Source organism: Pseudomonas sp. F3-2 (genome assembly GCF_038804275.1).
Lineage (GTDB): Bacteria > Pseudomonadota > Gammaproteobacteria > Pseudomonadales > Pseudomonadaceae > Aquipseudomonas.
The window spans coordinates 5,279,897-5,299,620 of record NZ_CP152388.1 but is presented as its reverse complement, the minus strand read 5'-3'; the positions used below and the strand labels follow the sequence as shown (position 1 = coordinate 5,299,620).

Annotated in this window: 16 protein-coding genes; 5 read left to right on the top strand and 11 right to left on the bottom strand. The window is 60.8% G+C overall.

Annotated elements, in window-relative coordinates; translation table 11 throughout:
• Window positions 1-35: 35 nt before the first annotated feature.
• The 10 genes from purH to AAGQ88_RS23690 form a co-directional block, all read right to left on the bottom strand.
• Window positions 36-1,643 (bottom strand): bifunctional phosphoribosylaminoimidazolecarboxamide formyltransferase/IMP cyclohydrolase, encoded by a 1,608-nt coding sequence (gene purH / locus AAGQ88_RS23735; protein ID WP_342653760.1) that lies wholly within the window; start codon window positions 1,641-1,643, stop codon window positions 36-38.
• 74 nt (window positions 1,644-1,717) lie between these two features.
• A complete protein-coding gene (gene fis / locus AAGQ88_RS23730; protein WP_007907419.1) occupies window positions 1,718-2,038 on the bottom strand; it encodes a DNA-binding transcriptional regulator Fis in 321 nt (106 codons plus the stop codon).
• Between the two features lie 14 nt (window positions 2,039-2,052).
• Entirely contained in the window at window positions 2,053-3,048 is a 996-nt protein-coding gene (dusB, locus tag AAGQ88_RS23725) for a tRNA dihydrouridine synthase DusB (protein ID WP_342653759.1), read from the bottom strand.
• 282 nt (window positions 3,049-3,330) lie between these two features.
• On the bottom strand, window positions 3,331-4,692 hold the full coding sequence (locus AAGQ88_RS23720; RefSeq protein ID WP_342653758.1) for a DUF3426 domain-containing protein: 1,362 nt from the start codon (window positions 4,690-4,692) through the stop codon (window positions 3,331-3,333).
• 55 nt (window positions 4,693-4,747) lie between these two features.
• Window positions 4,748-5,626: a 50S ribosomal protein L11 methyltransferase gene (gene prmA / locus AAGQ88_RS23715; protein WP_342653757.1), complete on the bottom strand. Its 879-nt coding sequence runs from the start codon at window positions 5,624-5,626 to the stop codon at window positions 4,748-4,750.
• Window positions 5,627-5,929: 303 nt separating this feature from the next.
• The gene (accC, locus tag AAGQ88_RS23710; RefSeq protein WP_342653756.1) at window positions 5,930-7,294 is read right to left on the bottom strand and encodes an acetyl-CoA carboxylase biotin carboxylase subunit; all 1,365 of its coding nucleotides are present in this window, start codon (window positions 7,292-7,294) and stop codon (window positions 5,930-5,932) included.
• Between the two features lie 17 nt (window positions 7,295-7,311).
• A complete protein-coding gene (gene accB / locus AAGQ88_RS23705) occupies window positions 7,312-7,773 on the bottom strand; it encodes an acetyl-CoA carboxylase biotin carboxyl carrier protein (protein ID WP_093464829.1) in 462 nt (153 codons plus the stop codon).
• 80 nt (window positions 7,774-7,853) lie between these two features.
• The gene (gene aroQ / locus AAGQ88_RS23700) at window positions 7,854-8,306 is read right to left on the bottom strand and encodes a type II 3-dehydroquinate dehydratase (protein WP_074751988.1); all 453 of its coding nucleotides are present in this window, start codon (window positions 8,304-8,306) and stop codon (window positions 7,854-7,856) included.
• Between the two features lie 152 nt (window positions 8,307-8,458).
• On the bottom strand, window positions 8,459-10,261 hold the full coding sequence (locus AAGQ88_RS23695; RefSeq protein ID WP_342653755.1) for a protein-disulfide reductase DsbD: 1,803 nt from the start codon (window positions 10,259-10,261) through the stop codon (window positions 8,459-8,461).
• Between the two features lie 132 nt (window positions 10,262-10,393).
• Window positions 10,394-12,058: a PleD family two-component system response regulator gene (locus AAGQ88_RS23690; protein ID WP_342653754.1), complete on the bottom strand. Its 1,665-nt coding sequence runs from the start codon at window positions 12,056-12,058 to the stop codon at window positions 10,394-10,396.
• Between the two features lie 447 nt (window positions 12,059-12,505).
• Here AAGQ88_RS23690 and AAGQ88_RS23685 point away from each other — a divergent pair, with 447 nt between their 5' ends.
• The 5 genes from AAGQ88_RS23685 to AAGQ88_RS23665 all read left to right on the top strand — a co-directional run bounded on the left by AAGQ88_RS23685 (window position 12,506) and on the right by AAGQ88_RS23665 (window position 18,247).
• Window positions 12,506-13,597 (top strand): DUF2333 family protein, encoded by a 1,092-nt coding sequence (locus AAGQ88_RS23685; RefSeq protein ID WP_285424149.1) that lies wholly within the window; start codon window positions 12,506-12,508, stop codon window positions 13,595-13,597.
• Window positions 13,598-13,600: 3 nt separating this feature from the next.
• Window positions 13,601-14,146 carry an NUDIX hydrolase gene (locus AAGQ88_RS23680; RefSeq protein WP_342653753.1) on the top strand — a complete coding sequence of 182 codons (546 nt, stop codon included), beginning with the start codon at window positions 13,601-13,603 and terminating at the stop codon, window positions 14,144-14,146.
• A 185-nt stretch (window positions 14,147-14,331) separates the two neighbouring features.
• Window positions 14,332-14,703 (top strand): translation initiation factor Sui1, encoded by a 372-nt coding sequence (locus tag AAGQ88_RS23675; RefSeq protein WP_342653752.1) that lies wholly within the window; start codon window positions 14,332-14,334, stop codon window positions 14,701-14,703.
• 184 nt (window positions 14,704-14,887) lie between these two features.
• The gene (gene speA, locus AAGQ88_RS23670) at window positions 14,888-16,801 is read left to right on the top strand and encodes an arginine decarboxylase (RefSeq protein WP_093464815.1); all 1,914 of its coding nucleotides are present in this window, start codon (window positions 14,888-14,890) and stop codon (window positions 16,799-16,801) included.
• Between the two features lie 228 nt (window positions 16,802-17,029).
• A complete protein-coding gene (locus AAGQ88_RS23665) occupies window positions 17,030-18,247 on the top strand; it encodes a contractile injection system protein, VgrG/Pvc8 family (protein ID WP_342653751.1) in 1,218 nt (405 codons plus the stop codon).
• Here the strand turns inward: AAGQ88_RS23665 and AAGQ88_RS23660 are convergent.
• On the bottom strand, window positions 18,244-19,581 hold the full coding sequence (locus AAGQ88_RS23660) for an MATE family efflux transporter (RefSeq protein WP_342653750.1): 1,338 nt from the start codon (window positions 19,579-19,581) through the stop codon (window positions 18,244-18,246). The two genes, AAGQ88_RS23665 and AAGQ88_RS23660, sit on opposite strands and share 4 nt — an antisense overlap.
• Between the last annotated feature and the right edge of the window lie 143 nt (window positions 19,582-19,724).

Here is a 19,724-nt window from a genome sequence, read left to right as displayed (position 1 = left end):
CGCGAGCAAGCTCGCTCCCACAGTTAATCGCTGTATCAATGGCGGAAGTGGCGCATGCCCGTGAACACCATTGCAATCCCGGCTTCATCGGCAGCGGCAATCACTTCGTTGTCACGCATCGAGCCGCCTGGCTGGATCACCGCAGTGATGCCGACCTTGGCCGCGTTGTCGATGCCGTCACGGAACGGGAAGAATGCGTCCGATGCCATGACCGCGCCCTGAACCTGCAGACCGGCGTGCTCAGCCTTGATGGCCGCGATGCGCGCAGAGTTCACACGGCTCATCTGGCCTGCGCCGACGCCGATGGTCTGGCGATTCTTGGCGTAGACGATGGCGTTGGATTTGACGTACTTGGCCACTTTCCACGCGAAGATCAGGTCATGGATTTCCTGCTCGGTTGGCGCGCGTTTGGTCACGACTTTCAGGTCGTCCGCGGTGATCATGCCGATGTCGCGGCTTTGCACCAGCAGGCCGCCGTTGACACGTTTGTAGTCCCACGCCGGGGCGCGCTCTGCATCCCACTGGCCGCTGGTCAGCAGACGCACGTTGGCTTTGCTGGCGACGATGGCCTGAGCTTCGGCGCTGACGCTCGGGGCGATGATCACTTCGACGAACTGGCGCTCGACGATGGCCTTGGCGGTCTCTGCGTCCAGTTCGCGGTTGAAGGCAATGATGCCGCCGAATGCCGACTCGCTGTCGGTGGCGTAGGCCAGTTCGTACGCCTGGCGAATGCCGCCTTCAGCGTCAGGGCTGACCGCCACGCCGCACGGGTTGGCGTGCTTGACGATGACGCATGCCGGTTTGACGAAGCTCTTCACGCACTCGAGCGCTGCGTCGATATCGGCGACGTTGTTGTAGGACAGTTCCTTGCCTTGCAACTGAGTCGCTGTGGCGATGCCGACTTCGGCCGGTTTGGCTTCGACATAGAACGCCGCGCTCTGATGCGGGTTCTCGCCGTAGCGCATTTCCTGCGCCTTGATGAACTGGGTGTTGAAGGTGCGCGGGAACTCGCTGCGGCCTTCGGTCGACAGGGTTTCAGCGCTCTGATCGACGCTGCCCAAGTAGTTGGCGATCATGCCGTCGTAGGCCGCAGTGTGTTCGAAGGCCTTGAGCATCAGGTCGAAACGCTGAGCGTAGGTCAGGCCACCTGCCTTGAGGTTCTCCAGCACTTGGCCGTAATCGCTGGCGTTGACCACGATCGCGACGTCTTTGTGGTTTTTTGCAGCCGAACGGACCATGGTCGGGCCGCCGATGTCGATGTTCTCGATGGCGGTCGGCAGGTCGCAGCCTGGCTTGGAAACAGTCGCTTCGAACGGATAGAGGTTGACGGCAACCAGGTCGATCGGCTTGATGCCGTGTTCGGCCATGATGGCGTCGTCGGTGCCGCGACGGCCCAGGATGCCGCCGTGGATTTTCGGATGCAGGGTCTTGACGCGACCGTCCATCATTTCTGCGAAGCCGGTGTAATCCGCGACTTCTACCGCTGCGACGCCGTTGTCCTTGAGCAGCTTGAAGGTACCGCCGGTGGAAAGGATCTCGACGCCGAGGGCTTCGAGTTCACGGGCGAATTCAAGGATCCCGGTCTTGTTGGATACGCTGATCAAGGCGCGGCGGATCGGCAGGCGGGTAGTCTGGTCGGTCATCTCAACTTCCATCAAAAGCAAAAGAATTCAGCAAAAAAGCGACCCGGTCAGGTCGCTTTTTGTGTTTTGGATGCTTACAGCAGATCGTACTGCTTGAGTTTCTTGCGCAGGGTGCCACGGTTCAGCCCCAGCAGCTCGGACGCCTTGGTCTGGTTGCCCTTGACGTAGTTCATCACGCACTCGAGCAACGGCGCTTCGACTTCCGAGAGCACAAGGTTGTAGACATCAGTGACGGCAGCACCTTCAAGGTGAGCGAAATAATTGTGCAACGCCTTCTCGACGCTTCCGCGCAGGGTCTGGCCCTCTTCGCTTGGCGTATTCAGGTGTTGTTTCAAATTGACGTTGTCGCTCACGGGCGTTGTTCCACTCACTAAAGTCTCTGTCATCATCGTCATGCGGCCACCTCTTCTTAGTTCCCTGCTTCCGGGCTTTTATCGCGTTGGGAGAAGAACTCCCGAACGTTGGCGCACTGTGCTTCCGTATCTTCCAAACGATTGAAATGGGCGCGAAACTCCCTGGCGCCCGGCAAGGTTGCGAGATACCAGCCGACATGCTTGCGTGCGATCCGCACGCCCATCACATCGCCATAGAACGTGTGGAGCCCCGCCAGATGCTCTAGCAGAATGCGTTCCACTTCACCCATTGGCAGCGCAGGAAGTTTCTCCCCGGTGCGCAGGTAATGTTCTATCTCGCGAAAAATCCATGGGCGCCCCTGGGCGGCCCGGCCAATCAACAACCCGTCTGCACCGGTCGCGTCGAGGACGTGCCGGGCTTTTTCCGGTGAATCGATATCGCCGTTGGCAAATACCGGAATCGACACCGCCTGCTTGATCGCCGCGATCGTGTCGTACTCGGCTTCGCCGGTGTAGAGATCCGCGCGGGTCCGGCCATGTACCGCCAATGCCTGTATTCCGGCTTGTTCGGCGATCCGGGCGACCGTCAGACCATTTTTGTTCGCCCGGTCCCAGCCGGTGCGAATCTTCAGGGTGACCGGTACCTCGACTGCTGCAACCACTGCATGCAGGATTTCGGTCACCAACTGTTCATCTTTCAACAGTGCGGACCCAGCGGCCTTGTTGCAGACCTTCTTTGCCGGACAGCCCATGTTGATATCGATGATCTGTGCGCCAAGTTCGACGTTGGCACGTGCTGCATCCGCAAGCATCTGCGGGTCTCCGCCGGCGATCTGGACCGAGCGTGGCTCGGGATCACCCTCGTGAATCATGCGCAGCCGGGATTTGCGGCTGTTCCACAGGCTCATGTCACTGGTGACCATTTCCGAGACCACGAGGCCCGCGCCGAGCTGGCGGCAAAGCTGCCGGAAGGGCTGGTCGGTGACGCCCGCCATGGGGGCGAGGATCAAGCCGTTTTGCAATGTGTATGGGCCGATGCGTACCGCCGACATAGGGTGACCTGTTGTGGGGCCGAATCACGAGGTCTGGTCCGAAAAGTGCTTCTGCACCCAATCAGACGGGACCCAGAGTATGAAAAAGGGTGGGCATGATACCCGCTCTCGATGACTGGATAAAGGCTGAATTGGATAAAATCTGAACAGCTGCTTTCTTATCGCGAACAGTTAGGTTCGGGTGCGCATTGTCATAAAACTGTCGTCGGATTTCGGGCGGCGCTGGCCTGATCGCGCTGCCGCATTTCAGTGCGTGGGACAGGCGGCCATCAAACCCGGATTTTACTCCGGCGAGCGAAAACTCAAACTGTAATTCACCGCCTTCGCTCCCGGATCGAGAATGTCCAGCGCGATGTGAATAGGCGTCTGCGGCGGCATTTCATCCTTGCCGGCGAGTTCGCCGCTCAGGTATTCGCCGGGCTTGAACCGACGACTGGCAATCAGCTGACCACTGGCATCGGCAAATCGCAGTTCGAGCAGCGGGAAGGGCTGCGAGAACGATGCGCGATTGTAGATGATGGCGTCCACGACCAATGCGCCCTGGAATTCAGGATGGCTGCGCACCACCAGATTGCTGCTCTTGAGCAGCTTGATATCGACTTTCGACGGAACCTTACAGCCCACTTCCGGGCAGATCTGCTGGAACCAGGGACGATATTGATCCTGCCGCGCGAGCTCATCGAAGTGATACCAGATGTACTGGCCCGCCAATACGGCCAACGCGATCAGCACCAGGAACATCCACAGTATGCGCCGGCCCCAGCGGGGTTTGGGTTTCTGCCAGGCAAGTTGCAGCGGGTCATCCGTCAGATCCAGCAACGCCTGATCGCGCAGCCCGGGTTCGCTTCGCCCACGTTTGCCGTGAGGCGGCTCTGGGTGGTCGTCTTCTTCATGGTCATGGCGATCTCGCTCGTCATCATCGTCCAGAGCAGAAAAGCGCTCGGAAGTGTGCGGCTCGTCAGGCTCGGCATCGTTGCGCAACCGTTGAGCGCGGGCGGGCTCGTCGTCCAGGTCATCGTCAGGGGTCAATGAGAAGGAAGGCTCAGTGCGATGGTCTTCGTGCTCATCGACGTGCGGATCTGCCCGATCTTCATGGAGGTCCGGGCCGTCGTGGTCTTCGATCACCTCGGCGCGCAGCTCTGGCAACTGGCTGACATCGTCGTGGCCGAGACCCTGATCCCACGATTCCTGACCGACATCCGGCTCATCACGGCGCGCGCTGAATGATTCGACGGCGTCGTGATCGCGGGTCTGGCTCGCGCGCCCGAAGGATTCCGGCAGCTGGATTTCCCGCTGTTCGAGACGGGCGAGCTCGACGTCCAGATCATCCAGGTCAAGGCTGTCGAGGTCGACCGGGCGTGGGTCCTGCCTGACCGGCAAAGGCGCGGGCGGAGCAAGCACGACCGACTGCGGCGCAATGACTTCGGGCCTGGCCTCGACCGGCTCCGGCGGCGTTACCCCTGATTCGGTGGTTTGAGCGGTGTTCTGCGCCCCGGCGCGTTGTTCCAGTAGTTGTCTGGCAGCGTTGAACACTTGCAGGCACGAGCCGCAGCGAACCATGCCTCGTGCCACGCTCAACTGGGCGTGGCTGACACGGAAGCTGGTCTGGCAATGCGGGCACTGAGTGACGAAACTGTCGGTCATGCGGGTATCCGGGGTTAACGAGCGCCTGAAATCGGGATCTTAGGGCAAATGGTTTCTAGCGACGACGACCGGTGATCCGCACCCAGCCATCGCGGTTGGCGATCGGGTCAAGGTCGAATGTGTCGGCATAGGCGGCAGCCACTTCATCGCCTTGCTCGGCAAGAATACCGGACAGCGCCAGGCGGCCACCGGGTTTGACCAGGCTGGCCAGCTGAGGTGCCAGAGAAACCAGCGGTCCGGCCAAAATATTCGCGACCAGTACGTCGGCCGGTTCTTGCGGCAGGTCTTCAGGCAGGTACAGCGGGAATTTTTCCGGCGCGACATGGTTGCGTCCGGCATTGTCGCGGGAGGCTTCCAGCGCCTGAACATCGATGTCCGTGCCTATGGCGTGCCTGGCGCCCAGCAGCAGCGCAGCGATGGCGAGAATGCCTGAGCCACAGCCGAAATCCAGCACGTTGCAATTGCTCAGGTCCTGACCGTCGAGCCATTCCAGGCACAAGGCCGTGGTCGGGTGTGTGCCAGTGCCGAAAGCCAGACCCGGGTCGAGCAGCAGATTGACTGCGTCCGGCTCAGGCGCGGCGTGCCAGCTGGGCACGATCCACAGGCGCTGACCAAAACGCATCGGCTGGAAGTTGTCCATCCAGCTGCGTTCCCAGTCCTGATCTTCGATGACTTCGTGCGTATGTTCCGGCAGCTCGGCACCTGTGAGCAGGGTCAGGTGAGCCAGCACCTGATCAGCGTTGGTGTCCGCTTCGAACAACGCGAGCAAGTGAGTGTGGGACCACAGTGGCGTGGTGTTCAGCTCGGGTTCGAAGATCGGCTGGTCCTCGGCATCCATGAACGTGACCGATACGGCGCCGACTTCGAGAAGGGCGTCTTCGTAGGTTTCGGCTTGTTCTGGGCTGATGGCGAGACGGACTTGCAGCCAGGGCATGGCGGGTTACCTTCGAATTTGAAAAGAATGAGCGGCGCAGCGCCACGAAAGACCGGCAAGTTTACGGGGTTCGCGGGGAAACAACAAAGTGGGTGTCGCGATCTGTGAGGTGCCTGTGATCTGGCGGGGTGGTGAACACGCATGACCGGCTTTGGCCGGGAAAGCGTCAGGCGTCATAACGCAAGGTTGATGTCGTCCACACAGGGGGCTTCCCGGCTGAAGCCGGTCCTACGGGATCGCGCCCCTCAAACACAACAAAGCCGCTCGAAAGCGGCTTTGTGGTCTGTGGCACGTGCTGGCGGATCAGTGTTTCTCACCGGCCAGTTTGTGTTCCAGGTAGTGGATGTTGACGCCGCCTTTGCAGAAGCCTTCATCACGGGTCAGATCACGGTGCAGCGGGATGTTGGTCCTGATCCCGTCTACCACGATTTCGTCCAGGGCGTTGCGCATGCGCGCCATGGCTTCGTCGCGGTCCTTGCCCCAGGTGATCAGCTTGCCGATCAGCGAGTCATAGTTCGGTGGAACCGCATAACCGCTGTACAGGTGCGAATCGACGCGAACGCCGTTGCCGCCCGGTGCGTGGAAATGCTTAACCGTGCCTGGGCTCGGCATGAAGGTTTTCGGGTCTTCGGCGTTGATCCGGCACTCAAGCGCGTGACCGTGAATCTTCACGTCATCCTGGGTGTACGACAGCGGATTGCCAGCGGCGATGCTGAGCATCTCCTTGACGATGTCGATGCCGGTGACCATTTCCGAAACCGGGTGCTCGACCTGTACGCGGGTGTTCATTTCGATGAAATAGAACGCGCCGTTCTCGTAGAGGAATTCGAACGTACCGGCACCGCGGTAACCGATGTCGATGCACGCTTTGACGCAGCGAGCCAGCACTTCGGCGCGGGCTTTCTCGTCGATGCCCGGAGCCGGCGCTTCTTCAAGCACCTTCTGGTGGCGGCGTTGCAGCGAGCAGTCGCGGTCGCCCAGATGGATGGCGTGGCCCTGGCCATCGGACAGTACCTGAACTTCCACGTGACGCGGGTTGGTCAGGAACTTCTCCAGGTAGACCATCGGGTTGCCGAACGCTGCACCCGCTTCGCTGCGGGTCAGTTTGGCCGAGGCGATCAGGTCCTCTTCCTTGTGCACCACGCGCATGCCGCGACCACCGCCGCCGCCAGCGGCCTTGATGATCACCGGGTAGCCGACCTTGCGGCCGATACGCAGCGCTTCTTCTTCGTCTTCCGGCAGTGGGCCGTCAGAGCCCGGAACGGTAGGCACGTTCGCTTTGATCATTGCGTCCTTGGCCGAAACCTTGTCGCCCATCAGGCGAATGGTGTCGGCTTTGGGGCCAATGAAGGCAAAACCGGATTTCTCGACCTGCTCGGCGAAATCGGCGTTTTCAGCCAGGAAGCCATAGCCAGGGTGGATCGCCGTGGCGCCGGTCACTTCGGCAGCCGCGATGATCGCCGGGATGTGCAGGTAGGACTGAGCAGCCGATGCCGGACCGATGCAGACGGATTCGTCGGCCAGACCCAGGTGCATCAGGTCCTTGTCAGCCTTGGAGTAAACGGCGACGGTCTTGATGCCCAGCTCTTTGCAGGCACGCAGGATCCGCAGGGCGATTTCACCGCGGTTGGCGATCAGAACTTTTTCCAACTTCGCAGGTTTCAACATCGTTGGCTCTCCGCGGTTCAAACGATGGTGAACAGCGGCTGGTCATACTCAACCGGCTGGCCGTCTTCGACGAGGATGGACTCGATCACGCCGCTGGTTTCGGCTTCGATGTGGTTCATCATTTTCATCGCTTCGACGATGCAGAGGGTGTCGCCTTTCTTCACGGTCTGGCCGACTTCAACGAAGGCTGGCGAGGATGGCGAAGCTTTGCGGTAGAACGTGCCGACCATTGGCGAGCGGGCAACGGTGCCGTTGAGCTTGGCTGCGGCTGGTGCTTCGGCAGCGGCAGCGGCGGCCGGAGCAGCGGCCGGAGCAGGTGCAGCAGGCGCTGCGACCGGGGCCGGCGCGTAGTATTGCTGTGCCGGAGTCTTGCTGTGACGGCTGATACGAACGGATTCTTCGCCTTCACGGATTTCCAGCTCGTCGATGCCAGACTCTTCCAGCAGTTCGATCAGTTTCTTGACTTTACGGATATCCATTAATCATCAACTCCCAGGGGACGGTCAGGGGTATTCGGTAGCCGGTTCAGGCTGTGTGGCTCAGTGCGAAACTGCGCCGTTCACGCCTTTGAACGGGTGGCCAGTTGTTCCAGGGCGGCCTCCAGGGCCAGTCGGTATCCGCTGGCGCCAAGGCCGCAGATCACTCCTACAGCGACATCTGAAAAGTAGGAGTGATGGCGGAAAGGTTCGCGTTTGTGCACGTTCGAGAGGTGCACTTCGATGAATGGGATGCTCACTCCCAGCAACGCGTCACGTATTGCAACACTTGTGTGAGTAAAAGCGGCCGGATTGATCAGGATAAAGTCCACGCCTTCATCGCGGGCAGCGTGGATGCGGTCGATCAATTCGTACTCGGCGTTGCTCTGCAGATACATCAGATGGTGACCGGCTTCGCGCGCACGTTTTTCCAGATCCTGGTTGATGTCGGCCAACGTGATCGAGCCATAGATGCCCGGTTCCCGGGTGCCTAGCAGGTTCAGGTTAGGTCCGTGAAGAACCAGAAAAGTCGCCATCGTGTGTTCCTTGTTGTGTGCGTTTTCGACGCTCGCATCAGATGCGAGCCGTTGATGCGCAGCGACTATGCCGGAAACCGCAATGGACTGTCCAGTTACCGGCAATATTCAGCACGATGTCCGATATTCACGCAAAGTTTGTGACTATGAGACTAAATTTGGTCATTTGCTCTAGACAGGCGCTCAGAGAAGGCCTGAACGTTGATTTCGCCGACGACACGAACATTTTCCAGCTCGTTTCCATCTTTTCCGAAAAACAGCAGCGCGGGCGGTCCGAACAATTTGTAACGGTCGAGCAGCGCACGTTGCTCAGCATTGCTGTCCGTCATGTCAAAGCGAATCAGACGAAACCCCGTAAGCTGGCTGACGATCTTCGGGTCCGGCAGCACGTCATGTTCGATCACTTTGCAACTGATGCACCAGTCGGCGTACCAGCCCACCAGCACCGGTTGTCCGGCGTTTTTCGAATCTTCGAGGATCTGTTCCAGCTCACTCGTCTTACTGATTGTCTGCCAACGGCCGGTCGTATCGGGGGCGGAAGTCTGTGTTCCAGAGGCCGCCTTGTCGTTACCCAATGGGCGCAACGGGTCGGTGCGCCCACTCAGCGCGCCGTACCAGCAGGACAGAGCGTAGACCAGCAAAAACAGGCCCAGCAGTTGCGCAAGACGGCCACGGGTGGATTTTTCTCCGAACTCCAGCGCACCCAGAAACAACGCGACGCCCGCCCACAGCAGGCCGATCAGCAGCAAGGTGGCCTGGCCGGGAATGACCCGACTGAGCAAGCCGATCGCCAGCGCCAGCAGTAAAACGCCAATCGCGTTCTTGACCGTGACCAGCCAAGGCCCGCTCTTCGGCAGCCAGGCCGCGCCACCCGTCGCGACTAACACCATCGGTGCGCCCATGCCCAGCCCTAGCGCGAACAGTTTCAGCGCGCCGCCCACGGTATCGCCGCTGGCACTTATATAAAGCAGCGCGCCCGCCAGCGGAGCCGACACGCAAGGCGAAACCAGCAGACTCGAAACCACGCCCAGCACTGCGGCGCCCCACAGCGAGCCGCCCTGCGTGTTGCCGGCGATGCGGTCCAGACGATCGTTCAGGGCGCGAGGCAGACGCAACTCGAACGCGCCGAACATGGCGATGGCGAATATCACGAAGAACAGCGAAAAAGGGACCAGCACCCAGGCCGATTGCAGTCGTGCCTGCAAATTGAGGCTTGCGCCGAACATGCCCATCAGCGCGCCAAGCATGGCGAAACAGATCGCCATCGGCAGCACGTAAGCGAGTGAGAGCGAGAACCCGCGCAGGCCGCCAATCTGCCCGCGCAGTACCACGCCGGAAAGAATCGGCAGCATCGGCAACACGCACGGCGTGAAGGTCAGGCCGATTCCGGCGAGGAAAAAAAGCGCGAGTTGTTTCCAGCTGAAGTCCGCCACGCCTGCGCTCGGGGGTAGCGAAGGGTCCGATTTGGCAGCGGTTGTCCCTGCGATGCTCAGGCGTTCTGTTTCCGGCGGGTAGCACAGGCCTTTGTCGGCGCAGCCCTGATAGGTCACGACCAGCGTGAAGGGGCGTGTGTCGCCAGCCTTGCGCGGCAGGTTGATGTCCAGAATGCCGTGATACACCTCGACATCGCCGAAGTACTCATCGTGCTTCTTCTCGCCGTCGGGTAACTGGGCCGCACCCAGGCCAATGTCGGCCGGTTCGGTGCGGAACTGAAAGCGGTGGCGATAGAGGTAATAGCCTTCGGTGGCGACGAATTGCAGCTTGATCGACTCGGCAGTGCTGTCGATGAGGTTGAGCTGGAATGCCTCACGAACCGGGAGAAAGTCCTTGCTGTTGTCGACGGCGCTGCCCAGTGCCGGGCTGCCGAACGTCGAGCCAGGCCTGTTATCCAGCAGACTCGCGCTGAAGGCGGGCAGGGCGAAGGTCAGCAGTATCAGACAAAACAGGCGGCGCATGGTGGTCTCGCATGACAAAAGTCCGCGCATGATAGCGGAGTGTTTGCAGGCGTGCAGGCGCACCGAGTCGTGCGGGATATTTGCGTGCGGCCGAAGCCCGTGGCGCGGGCTCGCCGGCGATGGCGCGGGTGACTAAACGATATCAACCTGCGTGTGCTTGCTCGCGCCGGACGAGGTGAATCCTTCCTGCAACCCATGCACCTGATTGCGGCCGGCCTTTTTCGCCCGGTACAGCGCCTCGTCGGCCTGAGACGCCATCATCAGTGCATCGTCGTGTTCGCCCAGCTCGACGACACCGGCGCTGAACGTGCAGAACAGGTCGACAGGCTGAGCGGGGTAATGGATTTCGGCGAAGCGACGACGGATTTCATCGAGGACGTCATGAGCGGCCTGCAGATCGGTGTCGGGCATGACGACGGCAAATTCCTCACCGCCGTAACGACCGATGTAGTCAGTCTTGCGCAGCCGCTGCTTGAGAAACAGCGCGAGGCTTTTGATCACCCGATCGCCCATTGGGTGGCCGTGGCTGTCGTTGACCTTCTTGAAATGATCGATATCGAGCATCGCAAAGCTCAGCGGCTTGCTTTCGCGACGCGCCCGAAAGCTGCAATCTTCCAGTAATTGCAGGATGTGCGTGTGGTTGTACAGCCCCGTCAGACTGTCGCGCACCATCCGTGCCTTGAGGTTGCGCGCTCGCGCAGCGCGGTTGCGAACAGTGGTGATCAGATGGCGCGGCTTGATCGGTTTGGTCAGGAAGTCATCGCCGCCTTCGCTCATGGCGTCGAGTTGTTTGTCCAGATCGTCTTCGGCGGACAGATAAATGATCGGCACGCTGACGTAGCGATCGTTGTGGCGAATGACCTTCGCCAGTTCGGTGCCCGTGCAACCGGGCATGTACATGTCGAGAATGATCAGGTCAGGCTGGAAGTCCGCCAGCTCGGCCATTGTCTGGATGGGATCGAACAATGTCCGCGTGACGATCCCGGCGCTGTTGAGCAGGCGCTCGGTGTGCGTGGCCTGGGCGCGGGAGTCATCGATCACGAGCACCTTGTAGGGCTCATATTGGGCCACGCGGGTGAGGATTTCGATCTTCTCCAGCAGGCTCGAGGCTTCGAGTGTGCCGGTCAGAAACTCTTCGCCGCCTGCGCGGACGGCGGCCAGTCGCGTCGGTGTGTCGGTCTCGTGATGACTGAAAAACAGCAGCGGCAGTTTCTGCTCAAGCCCTTCCTGCATTTTCGACGCGAGCTTGAGGCCTTCGCCGGTGCCGCCGAAGTCCACGTCCATCACCACCGCCGCAGGCAATCGTTCGGCGAGCGTTGCGTGGAAGGCGTTGACGCTGTCCAGCGACTGCGCGCTCAGGCCGAAGAATTCCAGCTGTTTGGCCAGCCGTTCTCCTCGTTCGTGGTCTTGCAACACGATGTAAATCGGTTTGCGAAGGGGCGGCAAGGAAGTCTGATCCAGTCGGTCGCCATGCCTCAGACCGGTGCGGGACAGCCGCTGCATCAGGCGATTGAGGTCCGTGATCAGCACGCTGCTCAGCCGGCCGCGATTGGCTTCCACATCGGCCAGCGACTGCCCGATTGCCGTCGCCAGCTGCGCATGCTCGAACTGCTCGAAACGCTCCGCAAAGCGCAATAGCCGCTGATTGGCTTCGCTCAATTCCGCCATGTCCGAGGCCGACCATTCGCTTTGCTGCAGGCGCTGCCATACCTCCAGGATCTGACGTGCCTGGTGGATGACGCGCTGGGCGAAGTGGTGTTTGAGGCGGTCGCGGCTCGGATCTTCTGCTTCAGTCATAACCTGACTACTTATAGGGGAAACCCCGATACAAATGCTGGCGCTATGCTAGCACTACTTTTATCGCCCAAGTGCACCGCAAGTCATTTTGTTGTCATTTTTTCAGGCCTCGGGGCGTCAATTTTCCAGCTTTCATTGCGAGTTCTGTGCCAGCGCTGATGGAAATTTGATGAGTGGCACGTAAAAACAGGCGCCTCAGCTTCCCGACTTGAGCCGGGAAATCCCTGAGTTCATGCGAAGAGCGTCGGGCAGGCCCCGTTCCGACTAACGCCCAACAGCTTCGCTTTGTGTCTGACGGTACATGCAGGTCACCATGCGCAGGCGCGACGATGACGTTCCCGGACGCGTCGGTAACGCAACTGGACAACGGGTCGCGTTCCTGCCAAACGCACCTTGCTGTAAGGTTGCGGTCAGAAGCACTGAATTCGTGACTGAAAGGACAAGGCCATGCTGGATTGGAAGAAGCGCTCGGGCAGCGCGGGAACTGAACGCGTTGACGAGAAGCCGGTGGGCAAGGCGCCTCGGGGTTATTGGGGCGGTCTGTTCTTCAGCCGTGCGGTGGGCGCGGTGGTTGGCATCTATCTGGTCGTGACCATCGTGCTGGGTATCTGGTGGAGCAGCGAACCGGCGCTGTTCCCGGTTCAGCAGCAGGCGCAAGCGGCCGCTGAGCGCGAAGGCAAGCAGATGGTGATCGGTTACACCACCGTCGAAACCCTCAAGACCGTCGCTTCGACGCTGCTGGACAAGCCCGGCGGCTACATTTCCAACGACCGTTTTCCTCCGGGATTGTGGATGGACAACACGCCAAGCTGGGAATACGGCGTGCTGGTTCAAGTCCGTGACCTGAGCCGGGCCCTGCGCAAGGACTTCGCCCGCTCCCAGTCGCAGTCGGCTGAAGATGGCGATCTGGCGCGCGCCGAACCGCTGTTCAACTTCGACAACAAAAGCTGGGTGCTGCCTTCGAGCGAATCGCAGTACCGCGATGGTATCGCTGCATTGAGCCGATATCAGGCACGCCTGTCCGACCCGAACCAGAAAGGCGCACTGTTCTACACCCGTGCCGACAACCTCAATAACTGGCTGGGCGACGTGGGCACGCGCCTGGGTTCGCTGTCTCAGCGTCTGTCTGCCAGCGTTGGCCGCGTCAAACTCAACAGCACGCTGAAAACCGAAGCGCAGTCCACCGTGACCGTGAAACCGGGCGAAGTGCCGCAGGTGGACGAAGAGATCGTCGAGACCCCATGGATGCAGATCGACAACGTGTTCTATGAAGCGCGTGGTCAGGCCTGGGCGCTGTCGCATCTGCTGCGTGCAATCGAAGTGGACTTCGCTGACGTGCTGGCGAAGAAAAACGCAACGGTCAGCGTGCGTCAGATCATTCGCGAGCTGGAGGCTTCGCAGGAGCCGATGTGGAGCCCGGTGATTCTCAACGGCAGCCCGTTCGGCGTGTTCGCCAACCACTCTCTGGTCATGGCCAATTACCTGTCGCGAGCCAACGCGGCGGTGATCGACCTGCGCCAGTTGTTGTCCCAGGGCTGATCGGTGCCGGTTTCGGATCAGGAAGTGGCTCATCGTGCGGCCTCCGATGCCGAGCTGATCGCGTGGGTTGATCGTCAGGATCAACTGCTCGGTGCGCTGCCGCGTGCCGAGTTGCGCGAACGAGGACTGATCGGGCGTGGCACCTACATCCTGCTGTTCAATTCCTCCGGGGAGCTTTGCGTGCACCAGCGCACGCTGAGCAAGGCGATCTATCCGGGCTACTGGGATGTGGCGGCCGGAGGCATGGTTCAGGCGGATGAAACGTACGCGGAGTCCGCCGCGCGTGAGCTGGAGGAAGAACTGGGTGTGTCGGGCGTCGAACTCACGGCTCACGAGCGGTTCTTCTTCGATCAGCCAGGCAACCGTCTGTGGTGCGCGGTGTTTTCAGCGGTCTGGGACGGACCCTTGAATTTGCAGCCTGAGGAAGTTATCCAGGCGCGGTTTATCGGCATCGAGCAGGTGCTGCTCGAAACCGTCGAAAAGCCTTATTGCCCGGACTCTTTGGCCGCGTTGAAGCGCTATTTGGGCGACGTCGCAAATGTCCCGTAAATTGGCGCATATTTGCACTTAGCAACGCCGCTTTTTGCCGTTACACTGCGCGACTTTTCAAGCTGGACCGCCCTTGCGGTCCAGTAGCGCTGCCCCTGCCTGAGTGGGGCTTCGCGGTCGGCCCGCAGACTGGTGTTCTGACGCTCTGCCCGACCAGACTTTGGTCCTCAAGAAGAGGATTGCCAGTGGCCAAAAAAGCCGCATCCTTCGCCGCCCTCGGTGGCCTGGTATTTTCAACCGACGCCGGTCGGCATTGTCCCGAATGCCGTCAGCCTGTCGACGCCTGCACCTGCAAAACGTCGGTCATCCCGCAGGGTGATGGCATCGCCCGTGTTCGCCGCGAAAGCAAAGGCCGTGGCGGCAAGACGGTGACGACCATCACCGGCGTGGCACTGGCCGAAGACGCGCTCAAGGAACTGGCGACTACGCTCAAGCGTCGATGCGGCACTGGCGGCGCGCTCAAGGATGGCGTGATCGAGATCCAGGGCGATCACGTCGAGACGCTGCTGGCCGAGTTGGTCAAGCAAGGCTTCAAGGCGAAAAAGTCGGGCGGCTGAGTCGTCTGGTCTTCCCGCCCCGGTTTCCGCTGTCGGTCTGGCGCTGCCCCGTTAAAGCAAACTCTGTCTGTTCTCGTGGGTCTACTGCCCCATGCGAGCTGGCGCCAAACCGTCATTTCCACTCTTTACACTGCGCCCAGCCGGTCATGGCTGGCGCTTTATGACTTCTATATAGGGGACTTCGATGTCCGTACGACGCACACGCAAAGACGATGGCAGCCAATGGACCGTGGCGGACAGCCGCAGTGTCTACGGAATTCGTCATTGGGGGGCCGGTTACTTTGCAATCAACGAAGCCGGCCGCGTTGAAGTTCGCCCCAATGGCCCGGGCAGTTCGCCCATCGACCTGTACGAGCAAGTCGACGAGCTGCGCAAAAGCGGCTTGTCTCTGCCGCTGCTGGTCCGCTTTCCTGACATCCTGCAAGACCGCGTGCGTCAGTTGACCGGTGCGTTCGACGAAAACATCGCGCGCCTCGAATACCAGAGCAAGTACACCGCGCTCTACCCGATCAAGGTCAACCAGCAGGAAGCGGTGGTCGAGAACATCATCGCCACGCAAGACGTTTCCATCGGCCTGGAGGCCGGCTCCAAGCCAGAACTGATGGCAGTGCTGGCGCTGGCCCCCAAGGGCGGCACCATCGTCTGCAACGGTTACAAGGACCGCGAGTTCATCCGTCTGGCATTGATGGGTCAAAAGCTGGGCCACAACGTTTTCATCGTCATCGAGAAAGAATCCGAAGTCGAGCTGGTGATTGAAGAGGCCGCTGAGCTCAAGGTGGCGCCACAGGTCGGGCTGCGCGTGCGCCTGTCGTCGCTGGCGTCGAGCAAGTGGGCCGACACAGGTGGTGAAAAATCGAAGTTCGGCCTGTCCGCCGCGCAATTGCTGTCGGTGGTCGAGCGCTTCACCAAGGCGGGCCTGGACCAGGGCATTCGGCTGTTGCACTTCCACATGGGTTCGCAGATCGCCAACCTGGCGGACTATCAGCACGGCTTCAAAGAAGCGATTCGCTACTACGGCGAGCTGCGCAATCTGGGCCTGCCGGTGGATCACATCGACGTGGGCGGCGGGCTGGGTGTGGATTACGACGGTACGCACTCGCGCAATGCCAGCTCGATCAACTACGACATGGATGACTACGCCGGTGTCGTAGTGGGCATGTTGAAAGAGTTCTGTGATGCGCAGGGTCTGCCGCATCCGCACATTTTCTCCGAAAGCGGCCGCTCGCTGACGGCGCACCACGCGATGCTGGTGATTCAGGTCACCGACGTCGAACGTCACAACGACGAAGTGCCGGAAATCACTGACAAGGAAAGCCTGCCCGAAACCCTGCAGTGGCTGGTTGACCTGCTCGGCCCGACCGACATCGAGATGGTCACCGAAACGTACTGGCGTGCAACGCACTATATGAGCGACATCGCGGCGCAGTATTCGGACGGCAAGATCACCCTGGCGCAAAAAGCGTTGGGCGAGCAGTGTTATTTCGCGGTCTGTCGTCGCCTGCACAACTCGCTCAAGGCGCGTCAGCGTTCGCATCGTCAGGTGCTGGACGAGCTCAATGACAAGCTGGCCGACAAGTACATCTGCAACTTCTCGGTGTTCCAGAGCCTGCCGGACACCTGGGCGATCGATCAGGTGCTGCCGATCATCCCGCTGCACCGTCTGGACGAAGAGCCGCTGCGTCGCGCGGTGTTGCAGGATCTGACCTGTGACTCCGACGGCAAGATCAACCAGTACGTCGACGAGCAAAGCATCGAAACCAGCTTGCCCGTTCACGCTTTGAACGAAGGCGAAGACTATCTGCTGGGTGTGTTCCTGGTGGGCGCGTATCAGGAAATTCTGGGCGACATGCACAACCTGTTCGGCGATACCGACTCGGTGAACATCTACCAGAATGCCGATGGCAGCGCCTACTCGGCCGGTATCGAAACCCACGACACCATCGAAGACATGCTGCGTTACGTGCACCTGTCGCCGGAGGAGCTGATGACCCATTACCGGGACAAAGTCGCGAGCGCCAAGATCAGCCCGCGCGAGCGCACCCAGTATCTGGACGCGCTGCGTCTGGGACTGACACGGTCCTCGTACCTGTCTTCCTGACACGCCTGCCGGCTGAACGAAACGGGCCCTTCACGGGCCCGTTTTTTTTTGGCTGCCGACGATCAAATACGACGTTGGCAGAGCAGGAAAGAAAACGACTCCTACAGATTTTTCCTGCATTGCTGTCCTCTGCTGTAGGTCCTTTCCTGTTCTGCATTTGTGCCCTCTACTTGGTGCATTTTCTCCGCCAGAATCCGCGGCCACTCATCAGCCGAGGTCATCCGCGCCATGCAATCCCCTGTCAACGCCACGCGTCTGCGTCTGGACATTCAGCGCCCCAAACGCTCATTCGAGGTGCTGTCATGCAAGGGCGCCGAGCCGTTCAACCGCCCTTATTTCTTTGAGCTGCAGATCATCACCGAGCAGGGTCCGCTGGATGCGCACGAGTTCCTGTTCAGCGCGGGCTTCCTGCATCCGCACCCCAGGCAACCCTGTATCCACGGGCACATTCAGAGCATCGTGCGCAGCAGTGGCGGGTCGGGGCAATCCCAGTCGCCAGGGCAGGCGCCGATCCGTTACGACATCACGTTTGGTCCTCGACTGGGCCTGATGGCTTTCCGGCACAACCGCCGGATCTTTCAAGGCATGTGTGCCAGAACAATAATCGCGCAGCTGTTGCACGAGCATGGCATCGTCGATGGCCTTTACCTCTGGCAGCGCGCTCAGCCCTGCGCGACTCGTGACTACTGCGCGCAGTATTTCGAGAGCGATCTTCAGCTGCTTCAGCGGTTATGCGAAGAGGAGGGCGTGCACTATCGCTTCGAGCATTCGCCGAAGCGGCACGTTGTCATCTTCGTCGATGCGCCGCCTGATCGTCCGAGTGCGCAGCCGCCCCGCGCAAGCAGTCGATCACGTGGCAATGCGGCCGGCAAAACCGCCTCGCCCCTGCGCAGACGCGCCACCCTGCAACGCGCCTGTGTGGCGGGCGAGCTGTTTTCGCTCGCCACGCACGATGAAAAGGGCCGGATAAAAGTGCGTTTTGAGTGGGGCCATCAGGGCGAGGGCGCGCGTTTCAACGATTGCTGGATCGTGCTGGCCGACCATCTTGATCGACGCCCCGAGCAGTGGTGGGGCGGGATGGAGGTCGTGGTTGATTTCGTCGATGGCGATCCGGATCGTCCTTACATCAGCGACAGGCTGTGGGACCCCGACATCAACCCGCAGACATGCCCCGATCCGGACGCGTCACGGCGCATGATCACCACGCGGATCAACCCTTCCATGCTGATGGGTGACACGAACGAAGTGTGCGTCGACGACAGACTGGTCGTGCGCATGGCCGAACATTCGGAAATGCGTTTTCGGGTCGGCAACAGCGAAGTGACCATCGATTCAAAAAGCATTTCCCTGAGCGGGCTGAGGATCATGCTGACCTCCATCGCCGATGCCGCCGAGCGCCGCAATGACCACCCGCCATTTCCAGGCTCGGGCGCGGGGCCGTGTTAATCGAACCATCCGCCGCTGCTGTTCAGGCGTCTGGCGATGTACCCCAGCGTCAGCGCACGCAGCGTCATGAACAGCAGGAAAACCAGCCACAGCCCGTGATTGCCGAAGCCGCTCGCCATCCAGGCGAACGGGACGGTCAGCGCTGCGGTGACCAGCATTGCATTGCGCATTTCCCGGGCGCGGGTGGCGCCGATGAACAGGCCGTCCAGCAGGTAACTCCAGACGGCCAGCAGCGGCAACACGGCCAGATACGGCAGGTAAACGAAGGCGATTTGACGCACGGCTTCGATGTTGGTCTGCATCTCGACGAACAGGTGCCCGGCGAACAGAAAAATCACCGCGAAGGCGACACTGCAGATCAACGACCAGCCACCGGCGACATTCAGCGAGCGACGCAGCGCGTCCCGATCCTTTGCCCCGATCGCGTGTCCGCAAAGCGCTTCCACCGCATGGGCCAGGCCGTCCAGTGCGTGGGCCATCACCAGCAGCCCGTTGAGCAGCAGCGCGTTGGCGGCCACGGTCGCATCACCCAGCCGCGCACCCTGCACCGTGACCAGGAAGAACACCGATTGCAGCACCAGGCTGCGAATGAAGATGTCGCGGTTCACCGCCAGCAGGGGCCGCCAGCTTTGCCAACGCTTGAGGGCCGACAGCGCCAGTTGCCCCGGATAGTCGCGCAGCCCCTTGTGTGTCAGCGCCAGGCCGAGCAGCGCGCCGACCCACTCAGCCAGCACCGACGCCCGCGCGCTGCCGACGACGCCCCAGTCCAGTCCGATGACGAACCACAGGTTCAGGGCGATGTTGACCGCGTTGGTGGTGAGCAGAATCACCAGCGGCGCCCGCGCGTTTTGCAGTCCGAGGAACCAGCCGACCAGCGCATAGCTGGCCAGTGCAGCCGGCAGGCCGAACAGGCGCGTGTGAAAGAACTCGCGGGTCAGGTCGTCAAGGTCGGGCGAGGGCTGCATCATTCCGAGCGCCAGATGCTGGAAGGGCAAACCGATCAGGCCCAGCAGAACAGCGAACCCCATCGCCAGCAGCAACCCCTGCAGCAGGACCTGGCGCAGCGCCGCTCCGTCGTTGCGGCCTGCCGCCTGCGCAGCGAATCCGGTGGTGCCCATGCGCAGAAAGCCCATGGCCCAGGCCAGAAAGCTGTACAAGGTACCGCCCACCGCCACGGCACCCAGCTGATGAGCGTGCGGCAGGTGGCCGATCACGGTGCTGTCCACCAGCGAAACCAGTGGCACCGATATATTCGACAGAATCATGGGCGCAGCCAGCGCCCACACCTGTCGGTGAGTGACGCGGTCGCGCCAGTCAGTGATGAAATTGGACATGAAGACTCCCGCAGAAGGCCGGCATTGTAAGCCGACTGGCATGAGAACGAACGCACAAAGCCACGGTCTATTCCCGCGCCGCGCTTCACGAACGGGATTGCGGTGCTATAACTTCTGCTCCCTCATCACTGCCGCCCAATGAG